At 74.3% G+C, this 15,942-nt stretch carries 12 protein-coding genes and 1 pseudogene; 11 read left to right on the top strand and 2 right to left on the bottom strand.

Going from position 1 to position 15,942, the window contains the following annotated elements; all coding sequences use genetic code 11:
- The first annotated feature begins 198 nt into the window (after positions 1–198).
- The 9 genes from ACZCAH_RS07850 to ACZCAH_RS07810 all read left to right on the top strand — a co-directional run bounded on the left by ACZCAH_RS07850 (position 199) and on the right by ACZCAH_RS07810 (position 11,793).
- The gene (locus ACZCAH_RS07850) at positions 199–1,272 is read left to right on the top strand and encodes a LacI family DNA-binding transcriptional regulator (RefSeq protein ID WP_464340531.1); all 1,074 of its coding nucleotides are present in this window, start codon (positions 199–201) and stop codon (positions 1,270–1,272) included.
- The gene (locus ACZCAH_RS07845) at positions 1,269–4,604 is read left to right on the top strand and encodes a GH36-type glycosyl hydrolase domain-containing protein (protein ID WP_464340530.1); all 3,336 of its coding nucleotides are present in this window, start codon (positions 1,269–1,271) and stop codon (positions 4,602–4,604) included. The genes ACZCAH_RS07850 and ACZCAH_RS07845 overlap by 4 nt, the downstream gene beginning before the upstream one ends.
- Positions 4,605–4,928: 324 nt before the next feature.
- Positions 4,929–5,924 (top strand): Gfo/Idh/MocA family protein, encoded by a 996-nt coding sequence (locus ACZCAH_RS07840; RefSeq protein WP_464340529.1) that lies wholly within the window; start codon positions 4,929–4,931, stop codon positions 5,922–5,924.
- The gene (locus tag ACZCAH_RS07835) at positions 5,918–6,940 is read left to right on the top strand and encodes a Gfo/Idh/MocA family protein (RefSeq protein ID WP_464340528.1); all 1,023 of its coding nucleotides are present in this window, start codon (positions 5,918–5,920) and stop codon (positions 6,938–6,940) included. The genes ACZCAH_RS07840 and ACZCAH_RS07835 overlap by 7 nt, the downstream gene beginning before the upstream one ends.
- A 1-nt stretch (position 6,941) precedes the next feature.
- Positions 6,942–7,877 carry a LysR family transcriptional regulator gene (locus ACZCAH_RS07830; RefSeq protein ID WP_464340527.1) on the top strand — a complete coding sequence of 312 codons (936 nt, stop codon included), beginning with the start codon at positions 6,942–6,944 and terminating at the stop codon, positions 7,875–7,877.
- 151 nt (positions 7,878–8,028) lie between these two features.
- Positions 8,029–8,877, top strand: coding sequence for a DUF3100 domain-containing protein (locus ACZCAH_RS07825; RefSeq protein WP_464340526.1), 849 nt, complete (start codon positions 8,029–8,031; stop codon positions 8,875–8,877).
- Positions 8,877–9,407 carry a hypothetical protein gene (locus ACZCAH_RS07820; RefSeq protein ID WP_464340525.1) on the top strand — a complete coding sequence of 177 codons (531 nt, stop codon included), beginning with the start codon at positions 8,877–8,879 and terminating at the stop codon, positions 9,405–9,407. Before ACZCAH_RS07825 ends, ACZCAH_RS07820 begins: the two co-directional genes overlap by 1 nt.
- Positions 9,407–10,285 carry an NAD(P)-dependent oxidoreductase gene (locus tag ACZCAH_RS07815; protein WP_464340524.1) on the top strand — a complete coding sequence of 293 codons (879 nt, stop codon included), beginning with the start codon at positions 9,407–9,409 and terminating at the stop codon, positions 10,283–10,285. Before ACZCAH_RS07820 ends, ACZCAH_RS07815 begins: the two co-directional genes overlap by 1 nt.
- On the top strand, positions 10,282–11,793 hold the full coding sequence (locus ACZCAH_RS07810) for an aldehyde dehydrogenase family protein (RefSeq protein WP_464340523.1): 1,512 nt from the start codon (positions 10,282–10,284) through the stop codon (positions 11,791–11,793). The genes ACZCAH_RS07815 and ACZCAH_RS07810 overlap by 4 nt, the downstream gene beginning before the upstream one ends.
- A gap of 80 nt (positions 11,794–11,873) precedes the next feature.
- Here the strand turns inward: ACZCAH_RS07810 and ACZCAH_RS07805 are convergent, their stop codons facing one another.
- A complete protein-coding gene (locus ACZCAH_RS07805) occupies positions 11,874–13,082 on the bottom strand; it encodes an MFS transporter (RefSeq protein ID WP_464340778.1) in 1,209 nt (402 codons plus the stop codon).
- A gap of 267 nt (positions 13,083–13,349) precedes the next feature.
- Here ACZCAH_RS07805 and ACZCAH_RS07800 point away from each other — a divergent pair, with 267 nt between their 5' ends.
- Positions 13,350–14,087, top strand: a complete 738-nt coding sequence (locus tag ACZCAH_RS07800; protein ID WP_464340522.1) for a GntR family transcriptional regulator — start codon at positions 13,350–13,352, stop codon at positions 14,085–14,087.
- A 391-nt stretch (positions 14,088–14,478) separates the two neighbouring features.
- Here the strand turns inward: ACZCAH_RS07800 and ACZCAH_RS07795 are convergent, their stop codons facing one another.
- On the bottom strand, positions 14,479–15,348 hold the full coding sequence (locus ACZCAH_RS07795; RefSeq protein ID WP_464340521.1) for a hypothetical protein: 870 nt from the start codon (positions 15,346–15,348) through the stop codon (positions 14,479–14,481).
- Positions 15,349–15,592: 244 nt separating this feature from the next.
- Here ACZCAH_RS07795 and ACZCAH_RS07790 point away from each other — a divergent pair.
- A pseudogene (locus ACZCAH_RS07790) lies at positions 15,593–15,942 on the top strand (prolyl oligopeptidase family serine peptidase); the annotation flags it as partial.

Below are 15,942 nucleotides of genomic sequence, written 5' to 3'. Positions count from 1 at the left end.
GTCGGGCCGGGGGCCCGCTGTCGGGTGGACGCGGCGTCGACCGTCGTCTACGGTGAAGCCATGTAAGCGCTTGCACCCTCGGGGCACAAGCATATCCACCACGGCCGGGCACGTCGAGGACCCTCCCGGTGCGGGTCGAGAGGGTCGCGGTCGACGCGGGCCGCACGGTCATCGAGGTCGAGCAGGAAGGCGCACGTCATGAGCAGGCAGACGACGAAGAGGTCCGAGCGGGGCTCCGCCACCATCTACGCGGTCGCGGAACACGCGGGCGTCTCCACCGCGACGGTCTCCCGGGCCCTCGCCGGGAGCGACAAGGTCGCGCCCCGCACCCGGGAGGCGGTGCTGACCGCCGCGCGCGAGCTGAACTACGTCCCCGACGGATCGGCCCGGGCCCTCGCCGGCCGGCGCACCAACGCGCTCGGCCTCGTGCTGCCCGGCATCGACGGCCCCTACTACGCGGCCGTGTTGGTGGGTTTCGAGACCGCCGCGAGCGACCTCGGACTGTCCGTCGTCATCCTCCTGACCGGCCCCGACACCGATCCGGAGCGGGCCGTCCGCCAGCTCGCCGGCAAGGTCGACGGCATCGCCTTCATGTCGCGCAGCGCGGCGGACGACGCCCTCGTGGCGGAGATCGGCCGTCGTCGGCCCGTGGTCACCGCCGCACGCGGCCGCATCCCCGGCCGCGACGCCTTCTTCACCGAGAACGAGGTCACCGCCGCCCGCCTCACCGCGCACCTGGTCGAGGCGGGCCGCCGCCGCATCGCCTTCCTGGGCCGGCCCGAGCCGGACTCCGACATCGGCGCCCGCTACACGGGCTACCTCAGCGCCCTGCGCGATGCCGGGCTCCAGAGCGCGACGACGTTCGCGGCCGACGCGGTCGACGAGTCCGGCACGCAGGTCGCGCGCGAGATCGTCGCCGACGGCCTCGACCTCGACGCGATCGTCTGCGGCAACGACCAGCTGGCCCTCGCGCTCATGCACCAGCTGCAGGAGCAGGGCGTGGAGGTCCCCGGCGGCATCGCCGTCGTGGGCTGGGACGACGTGCACGCCGCCCGCTACGTGCGCCCGGGCCTGACCACCGTCGCCCAGCCCGTCGAGGAGCTGGGCGCGCTCGCCGCCCGCCGCCTCGCCGCCCTCGTCGACGGTGCCGACCCCGATCCGGAACCGGTCGTCCTCGACTCCCGCATCGTCCACCGCGGCAGCTGCGGCTGCGCGACCCCCGGCTCCAGCGGCCCCGAGACCTCCCCCGACCTCCCCGAGGAGACCCGATGACCTCCACGACCACCGCCGCGCCCCACGCGACGCGCACCCTGCCGATCGCCCTCGAGCTGACCCCTGCGGGCGACCCGGCTCGCCTCGACGCCGGAGCGCTCAGCCTGCTGCAGTACCCGGCCTCTCCCGCCGAGTCCGGACCTGCGGGCGTGCACCTGCGGGTCCGCCCCGTCGGCGCCTCCGCCTGGGAGATGACCGCGCCGCTCACCGGCCCCGCCGTGCTGGGTGTCCGCGCGGCCGACGGCACGGTGCAGAGCGCCCCCGCCGGCCTCGCCGCCACCGCCCGCCTCGCCGCGGTCGGCGAGGGCTGGGCCTGGAGCGTCACCGTGCGCAACGATCGGGGCTCCGCCGTCGAGGTGGATCTGCTGCACACCCTCGACGTGGCGCTCACCCCGCGCGACGCGGTGCGGCGGAACGAGCAGTACGTCGCCCAGTACCTCGACCTCACCCCGGTGCGCCACGGCGCGTACGGTGCCGGGCTCGCGCTCGCCGTGCGGCAGAACATGCCCGCGGGCGAGGTGCCGTGGGGCGTGATCGGGGCCGACGCCCCCGTCGCCCAGTGGGGGACCGACGCGCTGCAGCTCCTCGACCAGCGCACCGGCGCCGGCCTCGATCCCGCCCGTGACCTGCCCTCCGAGCGGCTCCAGCACGAGCACACCCTCGCCGCGCTGCGCACCGCCGTGGTCTCCCTCGCCCCCGGCGAGAGCTGGTCGACGGTGTTCTGGGGCGCGGTCGTCGCCGACCACCCCGCGGCCACGACCGAAGCCGACGCCGCGCTCGTCGACGCCCTGCGCGAGCGGGTGCTCGACGGGGAGGGTGCTGCGGAGGGCGCGGCGCCCACGCTGGGCTCTGCCGCCGAGAACACCGAGGTGCCCCGCAGCCTCCTCGCGACCGCCGCCGAGCTGCCCGTGCGCGAGGCGACCCGCAGCGATCTCGAGGCGCTCGCCGGCGGCGCGCTGCGCCTGCTCGAGGAGGACCGCGGCGCCGTCCTCTCCGCCTTCGGGCCTGCCGGTCACGTGGTCGCCGCCGCGAAGGAGCGCGCGGTTCTGCGCCCCCATGGCCACGTGCAGCAGGTCCATGCGCGCGCCGCCGCGGACCTCGACGTCGTCGCCTCCACCTCCTGGATGCGCGGCGTGTTCTGCTCGCAGCTCACGATCGGCCACGCCTCGAGCGGCGAGCTGACCGGCGTGCGGCGCTCCTACCTCGGCCTCGAGCGGGCCAGCGGCGTCCGCCTGCTCCGCCGCGCCGAGGGCGGCGCGTGGCAGCTGCTCGGCCTGCCCACCGCCTGGTCGGTGGGCGAGGAGGTCTGCACCTGGCTGTACGTCGCGGCCGACGGGGCGGCTGCCGACGGTGCGGCGACGGTGCGCGTGCGCGCCGAGGTCGCCCTGCCCGGCACGGTCCGCCTCACGGTGGCCACCACGGGCGCGGTGGGGGAGCTGCTGCTCCTCGTCGACGGCAGCGAGGAGCTGTCCCTGCAGGTCGCGGCTGACGGGCACAGCCTCGAGATCGCGGGCGACGCCGCGCTCTACTCCGACGCCGTCGCCCGCGACGCGCGGCTGCGCACCGTCGCCCTCGGCGCGGCGCGGGAGGTGGAGGTGCTGCTCGGGCGAGCCGGCGCGGAGGCGGAGGTGGAGCCCTATCGACCGCGCCTGCCGCGACTGAGTGCCGCGTCGGCCGCCCCGTCGGCCGCCCCGTCGGCAGCGGGCGACCCCGCGACCGCGGCGACCGACACGACCGCCCCGTCGGCCGACGCCGAGCTGGAAGTCGCCGCCGTCGGCGAGACCCTGGCCTGGCTCGCGCAGAACGCCTCCGTGCACTTCCGCTCCCCGCGCGGCCTCGAGCAGTACACCGGCGGCGCCTGGGGCACGCGCGACGTGTGCCAGGGACCCGTCGGCCTGCTGCTCGCCACCGACGAGCCGGCCGAGCTGCGCCGTACCCTGCTGACCGTGCTCGGCGCCCAGCAGGAGGACGGCACCTGGCCGCAGTGGTTCGACTACCTCCCCGGATACGCGGGGCCCGGCCTGCGCGACGCGCACGGGGACGTCGTCTATTGGCCGCTGCTCGCCCTCGCCGAGTACCTCGAGGTCACCGGCGACGCGAGCATCCTCGCCGAGACCGCGGGATGGGTCGGCGCGGACCGCCTCGGCGAGCCGACCAGCGTGCTCGACCACGCCCTGCGCGCCGTCGAGCACATCTCCCGTCAGCGCACCGAGGACCCGCGGCTGCCCGCCTACGGGCACGGAGACTGGAACGACTCCCTGCAGCCGGCGAGCCCCGCGCTCGCCGCGAGCCTCTGCTCGACCTGGACCACCGAACTGGAGATCAAGGCCCTCGGCCACCTCGCCGCGGCCCTCACCGCCCACGCGAATCCGAGTGCCGACCCGGAGGTCGCCGCGCTCGCGGCCCGCTGCCAGGGCCTCGCCGACGGCGCCTTGGAGGCCTTCGCCGAGCTGCTCCTGGTGGACGGGGAACTGGCCGGCTACGCCCATCTGCGCGACGGCGAGGTGCGCCACCTGGTCCACCCGCGCGATGAGACCACCGGGCTCCAGCGAGGATCCCTGCAGGTCATCCACGCCCTCGCCGACGAGCTGCTCACCCCCGAGCAGGCCCGCCACCACCTCGACCTGCTCGAGGAGCACCTCACCGGACCCACCGGCATCCACCTCTTCGACCGGCCCGTCGGCTACCACGGCGGCGTCATGGAGGTGTTCCAGCGGGCCGAGACCGCGACCTTCTTCGGCCGCGAGATCGGGCTCATGTACATGCACGCCCACCTGCGCTACGTCGAGGCGCTCACCCGCCTCGGCGAACCCGAGCGGGCCTGGACCGAACTGCTGAAGGCCGTGCCGATCGGGCTCTCCGACCGTGTCGACTCCGCCCGGATCCGCCAGTCCACCTGCTACTTCTCGAGCTCCGACGCGGTCTTCCCCGACCGGGCGACCGCCGCCGCCGAGGGCGCCCGGATGCGCGAGGGCACCGTCGACTTCGAGGGCGGCTGGCGCGTGTACTCCTCGGGTCCCGGGCTGCTGCTGCGGATGATCGTCGAGGACGTGCTCGGTCTCCGCGCCCGGGCCGGACGGCTCGAGGTCGACCCGGTGCTGCCGGGCGCGCTCGACGGCGCCGAGGCGGAGATCCCCTACGACGGCGGGCTGCTCACGGTCCGCTTCCACCGCGGGGAGACCGGCTGCGGAGTGCGCGAGCTGCGCGTCGACGGTGAGGCGGTGGACCTCGCGGCGGCCCGTCCGCTCGAGCGCCGCTACCGCGCGGCCGGCGTGGGTCTCGACCGGGCGCTGGTGCGGCCCGGGGCCGTGCTCGAGGTGGTCACCGGCTGAGGCTCGGCGGAGGCGGTTCGGGTGCCGTAGGTGACTGCCGGTGGCTCGGGCGGGTGCTCAGCCTGCTGGAACTCCGCGCGTGGCGTGACCTGAAGGCCTGTGGGGCGGTGAGGTCACGCCAGGCCCGGAGATTCAGCAGGGCCGGTCTGTGCGCCGCCGGACGGGGCCGACGACCTGGGCGGGGTGGAGCTGGACGGTGCCATGCAGGGGCATCAGGGACTCCGGGGAGCGGGGCGGCGGGTGATCCGACCCGAGCCCCCGCCCCGCCCCGCGTCTGACTAGGATCGTCGTCGACCGTGACCGCTCCGACGACGGAGAGCACCCATGCCCCTCAAGGCCCCGCCGGATCCCCTCCGCGTCGGCATCATCGGCACCGGCGGGATCTCCCGCGCCCATGCCCCTGGGTGGATCGAGGCCGGGGCGGAGCTGCACTGCCACAGCCTCGACGGTGCCGCGGAGTTCGCCGCCGAGTTCGGCGCCCGCCGCCACGAGACCCTCGACGCCCTGCTCGCCGCGGTGGACGTCGTCGACATCTGCACGCCCACCCCCACGCATGCCGAGCTGATCCACCGGGCGCTCGATGCGGGCCGCGACGTGGTCTGCGAGAAGCCGCTGACCCTGACGGCCGAGGACGCCCGAGCCGTCGCCGAGCACGCCGAGCGTGAGGGTCGGATGCTGTTCCCCGCGCACGTGGTCCGCTGGTTCCCGCAGTACGCCGCCGCGCAGCGGGCCATCGCGGACGGCGCGATCGGTCGCCTCGCCGTGCTCCGCTTCGAGCGCACCGGCTCCTTCCCGCAGCAGCCCTGGTTCGCCGACGAGGCGCAGTCCGGCGGCCTGGTCATGGACCAGATGATCCACGACATCGACCAGGCGCTGTGGCTCGCCGGGCCCGCCGAGCGGGTCTACGCCCGGCAGTCGGCGGCCGAGGGCGACGCCACCGTGCGCACCGCCCACGTGGTCCTCACCCACACTAGCGGCGCGATCAGCCACTGCCGCGGGTTCTGGGGCCCGCCCGGCACCGTCTTCCGCTACACCTTCGATCTCGCGGGGGACGCGGGCCGCCTCCAGTACGACTCGGCCACGGATCCGGAGGTGCGCCTCGACGAGGTCGCCGTCGCCGCCGGTCAGCGCACCGACGACGACTACCTGCCCGACGTCACCGCGCTGCGCAGTCCGTATGCGGAGGAGATCCTCGCCGCGGTCCGGACTTTACGCACCGGCGAGACCCCGCGCGTCACCGCGGCCGACGGGGTCCGCGCCGTCGAGGTGGCCCGCGCCGCCCTCGAGTCCCTCCACACCGGACGGAGCATCGCATGCTGACTCCCGTGCACGCCCCGTCGGCCGCCCCGACGCCCGCCGCGCCGCTGCGCGTGGCGCTGCTGAGCTGCGCCCATACCCACGCCGCCGGATATGCGGCCCTGCTCGATGCGCGCGCCGACGTCGATCTCGTCGTCGCCGACCCCGACGGCTTCGGCGACGTGGCCGCGCAGCGGCTCGTCGGCAGCTACGACGAGGCATGGTCCGCCTGGCCGGACGGTCCCGAGGCCGTGATCGTGACCAGCGCGAACGCGCATCATCGGGAGCTGGTGCTCGAGGCCGCCCGGCGCGGCGTCCACGTGCTCTGCGAGAAGCCGCTCGCGACCACCGTCGCCGACGCCGAGGCGATGGTCTCCGCCTGCCGCGAGGCCGGGGTCGTCCTGATGACCGCCTTCCCCGTCCACTTCTCGCCCGCCGTGCAGACCCTCCGCGGCGCGATCGCGGAGGGCCGCCTCGGCCAGGTCCTCGGCCTGACCGGCACCAACAACGGCATGCTGCCCACGGCCCGGGACTGGTTCACCGATGTGGAGCTCTCCGGCGGCGGCAGCCTCGTCGACCACACCGTCCACGTCGCCCAGATCCTCGACGCGGTCTTCGGGCCGCCCGCGACCGTGCACGCCGTGACCAACCGGATCCTCAGCGCCGACCGCGCCGGGGCCGGCGCCGAGACCGGTGGCCTGGTCACGCTCACCTACGGGAGCGGGATGGTCGCCACCATCGACTGCTCCTGGTCGCAGCCGGTCGACGCCCCCACCTGGGGCGGCCTCACCCTGCAGGCCGTCGGCACCGGCGGGCAGATGCAGATCGACGCCTTCGCCCAGCACGTCGGCGGCCCCGGCCGCTGGCTGCCCTACGGCGTCGACCTCGACGCCGAGCTGCTCGACGCCTTCCTCGCCGCGGTCCGCGCCGGGGAGGCCGTCGCGCCGACGGGCGACGCCGGCCTCGCGACCGTCCGCGTCGTCGCCGCCGCCCAGGAATCGGCGCGGACCGGGCAGCCGGTGGCGCTTCCCAAGGGCTGAGGTGCTGCCGACGGGGGAGCCGGTGCTCGCGGACCGGACGCTGCGCTGCATCCTCGCGGTCGCGCAGGCGGGCTCCCTGCGGGCGGCGGCCCGGGACCTCGGCATCGCGCCGTCGGCCGTCCAGCGCACGATCGCGGCCGCGGAGCGTCGGCTGGGCGAGGCGCTGTTCGAGCGCGGGGCCGACGGGGCCCGGGTCACGGAGCTGGGGCGGGTCGCGGTGCGCTACGCCCTGGAGCGCCGGGATCTCGACGCGCTGTTCGTCGACGAGGTCGCCCTGGGGAGGAGCGCCGCGACCGGCACGGTGCGGCTCGCGGTGGGCCTCGGCTTCCTCGAGCAGGTCGACGAGCACGTGCTCGACCCCTTCCAGCGCGCGCATCCGGACGTGACGATCGTGGTGCAGGCCGGGGGCACCGACTCGATGGTCGAGACGCTCGCCCGGGACGACGCCGATGTCGCGATCGCCCTGCACCCCGCGCCTCACCCGCGGGTCGCGGTGCTCCGTGAGGCCCCCGAGCCGCTGCGGCTCACCTGCGCGGCTTATCACCCGGTGGCGGCCGCCCATCCCGTGGGCGCGGTCCTCGCGCCGTCGGACCTCGAGGGCCTGGATGTGGCGGTGATGGCCCGCGGGTTCGGGCTGCGCGCCCTCCACGACGAGTTCCTCCGCGTCCACACCGTGGGCGTACGGACGGTGCTGGAGACTGACTCCCAGACGGTCCTCCTCGGCGCCGTGGCGCGGGGGCGTGCCGTCTCGCTGCTCCCGCCGGTCTTCCTCAGCCCGCGCCCCGCGGGCCGCGCCCTGCAGACCTTCGACATCGCCGACGACCACCTGCGCGCGGTGCGCTCCGCGCTCATGGTGCGCCGCGACCGTCGGCTCCCACCCGCGTCCCGCGCGCTGCTGCAAGCCTGCTCCCACTGGATGGCCGGCGATAACCCCTGAGCGTTGCCGTGCGGACAACACCGTGTCGCCCGATCGAGGTCTTCCCGGTGCGCCGCGGACCTCCTACGCTCCAAGGATCCCTCCCCACCCGCCGACCCGCGCCCCCTCGACGACGAGGAGCGCCCGTCGGCCCCGTCCCCGAGGAGTCCTCATGGAGACAGTCCGCGGACTGGCCCGGCTCTGGCCCCTGCACCTGGCGGTCCTGGTCATCGGCGTCGTCAGCCAGCTGATCGGGATCCTGCGCATCCCCATCGGCATCGGCACGATCCTGCTGCTGCCCATGCTCTTCGCCTTCGCGTTGGCGCTGCTGCTCAACCCCAACATCGTCCCTGCGGTCTCGCGCATCATGCCGGTCCGTCGGGCTGCGGCGGCCAGCCCCCTGATCGTCGTCGCGATCATGCCGTTCATCGCCCGGTTCGGCGCCGACATCGGCCCCGGCATCGAGCTCGTCATCCGCTCCGGCCCCGCCCTCCTCCTGCAGGAGATCGGCAACCTCGGCACGATCGTGCTCGCCTTCCCGGTGGCCGTGTGGGTCCTGCGCATGGGCCGCGAATCCATCGGCGCCGTGCACTCCATCGCTCGCGAGCCGAACATCGCGATCATCGCCGACCGCTACGGCCTGCGCAGCGCGGAGGGCACCGGCGTGCTCGGCGTCTACGTGATGGGCACCCTCTTCGGCACCTTCATCTTCGCGATCATCGGCTCGCTGCTCGACGGCCTCGGCGTGTTCAGCCTCGAGGCGCTCGCCATGGCCTGCGGCGTCGGGTCCGGCTCGATGATGGCCGCTTGCTCCGGCGCACTCGCGGCCGCGAACCCTGCGGACACCGAGTCGATCACCGCGCTCGCGGGCTCCTCGAACCTGCTCACCTACGCGACCGGCATGTACGTGAGCTTGTTCGTCGCCCTCCCGCTCGTGGAGTGGATGTACCGCCGCTCCCGCCCCGACGACCCGCTCAACCACGCCCGCCCCACCGCCCGCACCCAGGGAGAGGCCGCCTGATGACCACCGCCGACGCCACCCCCGACCGCCCCGCCGACGACCTCGCCGATCTCGACTACGCCGAGGTCGACGAGCGGAAGATGGACCTCGGGCGCACCCTGCGCGACCTCGCGCTGATCTCCCTCATCTCGGTGCCCATCCAAGCCATCGCGACCGATCTGGGTCTCCTCGACATCGTCATCGGGCTCGCCGTCCTGTACGGCATGTGCATCGTCGGCCTGCTGCTGACGCGCTATGTCCCGCTGCGACTGCCCTCGGTCGCCTGGATCTCCCTGGTCGCCGTGGTGCTCACCCTCCCGATGCTGCCCTGGGCGGGAGCGGTCTTCCCGCTCGTCGAGGGCATCGACTTCCTCGCCCTGGCGGTGCCTCCGCTCGCCTACGCCGGCTTCGCGATCTCCAAGCTGGAGATCGACGTCCTCAAGCGCTCGGGGTGGAAGATCCTCGCGATCGCGATCCTCGTCTTCCTCGGCACCTACATCGGCTCCGCCCTGATCGCCGAGCTGACCCTCCGACTGACGGGAGCCGTGTGATGGCCGCGCCCGCACCCAGCCCGGACCGCGCCAGCCCGCAGGATCCCGCGCCCCGGGCGGTCTTCGGCCTCGGGCACATGGGCGGCGGCATGGCCGCGAGCCTCCTCCGCGCCGGCCATCCCGTGCTCGGCGTGGATCCCGGCCCCGTCCCCACCCCCGGGGGCGCCCGGCGCGTGACGGCCGCCGAGGCGATCGCGGAGGCGGAGGTCCTGGTCCTCTCCCTGCCGGGCACCGCCCAGGTCGACGCGCTCCTGCCGGACCTGCTCGCCGCCCCCGGCCCGCGACTCGTGATCGACGCGAGCACCTGCCCGCCGGGCGACTCCCGGCGGAGGGCGGAGGTGCTCGCCGAGGCAGGTCACCTGCTGGTCGACGCCCCCGTGAGCGGGGGCCCGGCGGGGGCCGCAACCGGCTCGCTCACCGTCTTCCTCGGCTGCCCCGAGGATCGCCTCGCGGAGGTTCTCGCCGCGCTCGAGCCGCTCGCCGCCCAGGTCCACCACATCGGCACGACTGGCGCCGGCAGCACCGCGAAGCTGCTCAACAACCTCCTGTGCGGCATCCACCTCGCCGCGGCGCGCGCGCTCCACGGAGCCGCTGAGGCCTCCGAGGTCGACCTGGATCGCCTGCTCGCCGCGCTGAACACCGCGTCGGGCCGCTCCGCCGTCACCGAGGTGAACCTGCCCCGCTGGGTGCTCAGCGACAGCTACGACTCCGGGTTCCCCGTTGGCCTCATGACCCGTGACGTGGGCCTCGCCGCGGATCTCACCGCGGACCTCGGCGTCTCCTCGCCCCTGGTCGAGGCGGCCCGCTCCATGTGGGACGAGCTCCTCCGCACCACCGGCCCCCGCGACGATTTCAACAGGATGGTGACCGCACGATGACCGCTCCGACCCGGACCCCCGCCGCCCCCGAGCTGAGCCTCTGGACCGAGCTCCTGGGCACCGCCGCGGTGGGCAGCTACATCGACGGCGATATCCTCCCCGGCGCGGGGGAGGAGGTCACCCTCGTCGACCCGTCGAGCGGCACCGACCTCGTCGCCTACGCCGACGGCGGCCGCGAGGCGGTCGACGCCGCCGTCGCGGCCGCCCGACGGGCCCAGCGCGAGTGGTGGTCGCTCACCGCCTCCGCCCGCGGCCGCGTGCTCTGGGCGATCGGGGCCGAGGTCCGCGCGCACCTCGAGCCGCTCGCGCGCCTCGAGTCCCGCACCGCGGGAAAGCTCTCGAAGGACGCGACGGCCGAGGTCACCAAGGTCGCGGAGATGTTCGAGTACTACGCCGGCTGGGCCGACAAGCAGCACGGCGAGGTCATCCCCGTCCCCACGAGCCACCTCACCTACACGCTGCGCGAGCCGTACGGCGTGGTCGCGCAGATGACCCCGTGGAACGCCCCGATCTTCACTGCGGGCTGGCAGCTAGCCCCCGCGCTCGCCGCCGGCAACGGCGTGGTGCTCAAGCCGTCCGAGCTGAGCCCGCTCACCTCGCTGCTCCTCGCGCGGCTGGCCGAGCGCGCGGGCACACCCCGCGGCCTCGTCAACGTGCTCGCTGGCCTCGGCCCGACCGCCGGCAACCGGCTCGTCACCCATCCCGAGGTGGCGAAGGTGGTATTCGTCGGGTCGCCGGCCACCGGCCGTCGGATCGCCGCCGACGCCGCCGCGCAGCTCACCCCATCCGTGCTCGAGCTCGGTGGGAAGAGCGCCAACATCGTCTTCGCCGACGCGGACCTCGACCGCGCCGTCGCCGGGGCAGCGGCCGCCGTCTTCTCCGGGGCGGGGCAGAGCTGCGTCGCCGGCTCGCGGCTGCTCGTCCACCGTTCCGTCCACGACCAGGTGGTGGAGAAGCTCGCCGCGCTCGCCACCTCCCTCCGCCAGGGGGACGCGACGGACCCGGCGACGCAGGTGGGGCCGATCCAGAATCGCACCCAGCTCGAGAGGATCGCGGCGCTCGTTGGCGAGGCCGCTCCGGCGGCCGATGTGCTCGCCGGGGGAGCAGTGCTCGACCGCCCGGGCTTCTTCTTCCCGCCGACGCTGCTCGCCGGGGTCTCCAACACGGATTCCATCGCCCAGCAGGAAGTCTTCGGACCGGTCGTCGCCGCGATCCCCTTCGAGGACGAGGACGAGGCGATCGCTCTCGCGAACGCCACCGACTTCGGCCTCGCGGGCGCCGTCTGGACCTCCGCCGTGGACCGCGCGCACCGGGTCGCGCGGGCCCTGCGCGCCGGCACCGTGTGGGTCAACAGCTACAAGACCATCAACGTCATGGCGCCCTTCGGCGGCTTCGGCGACTCGGGCTCGGGACGCTCCAGCGGGCACGACGGACTGCTCGAGTACTCGACGCCGAAGGCGGTGTGGGTCGAGATGGACCCGTCGGCCCCGCTCGCGTTCGGGTACTGAGCCTCACCGTCCCTGGGGGCCGCCCGGGCCCTGCTCGCCGACCGGCGCGGGCCCGGCCGGCCCTCCGTCGGCCGCCGCGTCTACTCGCCGACCGGCGTTCCCCCGTCGGCCGCCTGCCGTCGGCCCCGTGCCGCGAGCGCGATCAGCGCTGCGATGACGACCGCGCCCACCACGAGCGTCACCCCGCCCACGAGCACCGTGCCGGTCACGCCGATGAACGAGCCGAGCACGGCGAGCGTGATCCCGTTGCCGGTGCGCAGGCCCGTGGTGAGCATGCTGTACACGCCGATCACGCGACCGCGCTGCGCGACGGGCGCCCGCAGCTGCACGACCGCCTGGCCGATGGTCATCGAGGCGAGGTTCGCGACGCCGCCGATCACCAGCGCGAGGATCGTCAGGGCGTAGCTCGGCGACACGGCGACCACCATCGTCGTCACCCCGAACAGGAACGTCGCGACCACCGCCGCGCGCGTGCTGGGCTTGATCACACCGGTCGCCTCGAGCAGGAAGCCGCCCAGCACGCCGCCCGCGCCGTTGGCGAAGAGCAGCAGGCCGTAGGCGGCGCCCGCGTCCCCGGCCCCGAGCGCGTCGGCCAGCGACGGCATCGCGACCTGCAGCGAGGATCCGACGCCGACGGCGATCAGCCCGCCGAGCGCGATCATCGAGACCAGCACCCGGTCGCCGGCGACGGTGCGCAGCACGCCCAGGGAGCGGATCGGGCCCAGCCGCTCGCGGCGCACGAACCCGTCCCGGCTGTGCCCCGTGAACGGGGTGCGCAGCATGAGCAGCGTCATCGGCACGTAGAACAGCACGTTCGCGAGGATCCCCAGGCCGGGGCCGAGGGCGAGCAGCAGCGCCGAGCCGACCACCGGCCCCGCGAGCACGCCGAGGCTCTTGAACGTCGCGTTGAGCCGCACCGCGCCGGGGAGGTCCTTCGGCTCGGCGAAATCGTGGAGCATCAGTTGCTCGGCCGGACCCCACAGCGCGCCCGCGCAGCCGTGCAGCACCAGCAGCACGCACGCCTGCCACATCTGCAGGCTGTCGGTGAGGAACAGGACGCCCCAGGCGATCGACACGAACGCGAACAGACCCTGGGCGATCTGGATGATGCGCCGGCAGTCGTACCGCTCGGCGAGCTCCCCGAACCACACCGAGCAGAGCAGGAACGGCAGCCAGTGGCTGATCACCTGGAAGCCGACGAGGGCGGGGGAGTGGAAGGCCTGCCACAGGAACCAGTAGGTGATGACGTGCTCGATGTTGTCGGCCATCATCGACAGGCCCGCGGTGATCAGGTACGGCCGCGAATGGCGGTCGCGGAGAGCGCCGAAGCGACGCGGGGCGATGGTGGACGTGACGGGCTCCTCGGGTCTCGGGTCGGTCGGGGCGTGGCGGACCCGCCTGAGAGCCTAGGCCGAGCGCGGGGAGCCCGGCACGGGGAGGTCCGAGGGGTGGTCGGCGCGGCCGGCCGACGTCGGCCGAGAGCGCGCCGCGAGCCGCTTATCCTATGGGAAGCCCGATCCGGGCCGAGCGACCCCCAGCACCTGAAGGAACCCACCATGGCCATTCGACGACAGGTGCTGCGCGATGAGGTCGAGGAGCTGATCCTCCAGCGCCTCCTCGAGAACCGCTGGGCGCCCGGCTCGCGCCTCAGCATCGACGGACTCGCCCGTGACCTCGAGGTCTCCCCGACGCCCGTGCGCGAGGCGATGGTCTCCCTCGAGCGCTCGGGCCTCGTGGAGTACGTGGCGCTGCGCGGCTACGTCGTCGCGCCGATGCTCGACGACGGCCAGATGGTCGAGCTGCTCGACGCGCGCCGCACCGTCGAGTCGGCCGCGCTCGGGAAGTCCTTCGAGGACTGGGAGCCGCTGCTCGCCGACCTCGAAGCCGCCCACGCTCACCATGCCGAGGTGCTCGCCCGCATCGAGAACGACGGGCAGATCGACTACGACCTGATCAACGAGCACTTCCAGGCCGACTGGGCCTTCCACCAGGTGTTCTTCAACCACGCCCGCAACCGCTACCTGCTCACGATGGTCGAGAACCTCCGCACCCACACCCACCGGATGCGGCAGACCTGGTCCGGCGGTTCCGTCAGCTTCGACGGCCGTGAGGCTCACGACGAACACAGCAAGATCCTGCAGATGGTGCGGCAGCACAACCACGACGGCGCCCTGCGCGCCCTCGCCGAGCACCTCGACCTCGTGCTCGGCCGCTCGCTGCAGGGGTCGGCGGGGGACGGCGCGGAGGCCGAGGCGGAGAAGCGCGAGCCGGAGGCAGCTGCGGCCGAGGCCTGAGCGCGGGCCAGGATCGGCGGGTAGCTCGACAGTGTCGGCTGGCGAGCCGGATCGAGGGCGGTTCTGGCTCGTGAGGCGACAGTGTCGATCTTTGCCTGGGTGCGGGCCGGAGGAGAAAGAGCTGGCCGAGGGGCGCGGACCGGTCGTGTCCATCAAAGGGACGTGAGCGGCACGAGGCCTGCTATATGCAGGGCAGTTGCCGCTCACGTCCCTTTCGTGGCCGACTCGCCCGGCTCAGGCGAGATCAGCGCAGGACAGCCCGGCCGGCTCGGCTGAGGTCGGTCGGGTCGGGGCTGGGTCGGGGCTGGGGTCAGGCCTGCTCGAGGGCACCGAGTCGGCGCAGATGGCGACCGGCAGGAACGCCGGGGGGAGGTCCCGTCGGCCGGCGCCGTCAGTCTTCGCGGCCCGCGTCCGGATCCAGCAGCGGATCCGTGGAGCGGGAGGCGAGGCGCTGGTCGAGGAACGCCGAGTGGACGTCGAGGCTGCGGGTCACGTGGGCGATCAGATCGTCCTCGACGCGGTCGAGCGCGGCGTCGAGGGAGGCGAGCTGCGACTCGACGCTGCGCAGGTTCGCCTGGGCCCGGGTGGCGGCCTCCGCCCGGTCGGTGGCCAGGAAGCCGGCGGTGTTCTCGAGCGCCTCGACGAGGTCGGGGATGTAGCGCTTGGCCATGCCCTCGAGGAGCATGACGTCGTCGTCGGACGGCCGTCGGGACTGCATCGACTCCGTGGCGAGCAGGGCGCCGATCCGCTGCAGCAGCAGGTCCGCGCGGTCGGTGAGCTCGCGGACCGCGGGGTGCCGCACCTGGCGCCGCACCTTCGTGATCCGGCGCTGCTGGGTGCGGGAGGTGCGCAGGATGGCCTCGAGCGCGGTGCGCGTGCCCGTCGGCATCGAACCCGATGCGGCGACCTGCAGGGTCCGGTGCGGCCGACGGTTGCGCAGCAGGAACCCCGTGCCCCCGCCGAACGCTCCTGCGATGCCGAGTCCCGCGAGGGCGGGGCCGACGAGCCCCGCGCCGCCGATCAGCGCGGCGACGCCGAGCACCATGAACGCGCTGAGTCCGAGGGTGCCGCCGACGACCACGGGGACGCCGACGGTGAGCCAGCGCCCGCGCCGACGGGGTCGGGCGACGGCGCGCGAGCGCGGGGAGTGGATGGTGCCCTCGAGCGGGCCGCCGAGAGGCGGGGTGGGTCGGCCGAACGGGGGCGAGGGGGCACCCTGGCGCCAGGGCGCACCGCGCGGGGCGCCGCGTCGATCGGCCATGGGTCCGCCTCCTCCCGGGCTCGCGAGGTCCGCGGTCAGGATATCGCCGGAGCCTCCGGACGTCCTGGGCGGAAGGTCGGCCGCTGGATCGCCGAGGGTCGGGTGGACGGCGGGACGCGGAACGCGAGCGGATCAGGAGGTAAGACGCCTCTTGTGGATATTGGTCGACGTCACCTAATCTTCGCCGACGTGGCCTACATCACCTCGTGAGCCACCCCCGATGGTCCGAACGAAGGAGTTCTCCATGACCTCGTCCCTGCCTCGCCGTGCCGTCCTCGCGACGGGAGCCGCGGGCAGCGCCCTCGGCGCCGCCGCCCTCCTCACCGTCCCCGCCCATGCCGCACCGCCGAAGAAGAGCCCGGGCGGCGCGGCCCGCTTCGACCTGAACGCCGAGGTCCTCGACAGCGGCGAGCAGGTGGTCTCCCTGACACTCACCTCCTCCCAGCTCGCCCCCGTGCGGCAGGACTCCCTCACCACCGCGACCTTCTCCGTGCACGTCCGCGCGACCAGCCCCCTCGACGGCGCCCTCGCCTACGAGCAGGACCGCGTCGTCACGTCCGTCTCCTGGGACGGCCCCCGCACGGTCGTGTTCGA

Source organism: Brachybacterium sp. B718/18 (assembly GCF_055454375.1).
The sequence above is the reverse complement of the archived record's forward strand: the minus strand, read 5'-3'. Positions and strand labels throughout refer to the sequence as shown.